At 53.9% G+C, this 945-nt stretch carries 1 rRNA gene; it reads right to left on the bottom strand.

The features are described 5' to 3' along the window. Nucleotides 1-945 (bottom strand): 23S ribosomal RNA (locus tag ACJ8IM_RS25165); the annotation flags it as partial.

Below are 945 nucleotides of genomic sequence, written 5' to 3'. Positions count from 1 at the left end.
AATGTTACCTGGAGCTTAGAGGATTTTCCTGGAAGCAGGGCATCAACTACTTCTGCACCGTAGTGCATCGTCATCACGCCTCAGGGTTGATATGCAACCGGATTTACCAGGTCACACCCCCTACACGCTTAAACCGGGACAACCGTCGCCCGGCCAGCCTAGCCTTCTCCGTCCCCCCTTCGCAGTAACACCAAGTACAGGAATATTAACCTGTTTCCCATCGACTACGCTTTTCAGCCTCGCCTTAGGGGTCGACTCACCCTGCCCCGATTAACGTTGGACAGGAACCCTTGGTCTTCCGGCGAGCGGGCTTTTCACCCGCTTTATCGTTACTTATGTCAGCATTCGCACTTCTGATACCTCCAGCAACCCTCACAGGCCACCTTCAACGGCTTACAGAACGCTCCCCTACCCAACAACGCCTAAGCGTCGCTGCCGCAGCTTCGGTGCATGGTTTAGCCCCGTTACATCTTCCGCGCAGGCCGACTCGACCAGTGAGCTATTACGCTTTCTTTAAATGATGGCTGCTTCTAAGCCAACATCCTGGCTGTCTGTGCCTTCCCACATCGTTTCCCACTTAACCATGACTTTGGGACCTTAGCTGGCGGTCTGGGTTGTTTCCCTCTTCACGACGGACGTTAGCACCCGCCGTGTGTCTCCCGTGATAACATTCTTCGGTATTCGGAGTTTGCATCGGTTTGGTAAGCCGGGATGGCCCCCTAGCCGAAACAGTGCTCTACCCCCGAAGATGAGTTCACGAGGCGCTACCTAAATAGCTTTCGGGGAGAACCAGCTATCTCCCGGTTTGATTGGCCTTTCACCCCCAGCCACAAGTCATCCGCTAATTTTTCAACATTAGTCGGTTCGGTCCTCCAGTTAGTGTTACCCAACCTTCAACCTGCCCATGGCTAGATCACCGGGTTTCGGGTCTATACCTTGCAACTA

It is taken from the genome of Serratia sp. CY33525 (genome assembly GCF_052169115.1).
In the GTDB taxonomy this organism is placed as follows: Bacteria; Pseudomonadota; Gammaproteobacteria; order Enterobacterales; family Enterobacteriaceae; genus Serratia; species Serratia sarumanii.
Note: the sequence above shows the minus strand (reverse complement) of the source record. Positions and strands in the feature narration are given on the sequence as shown.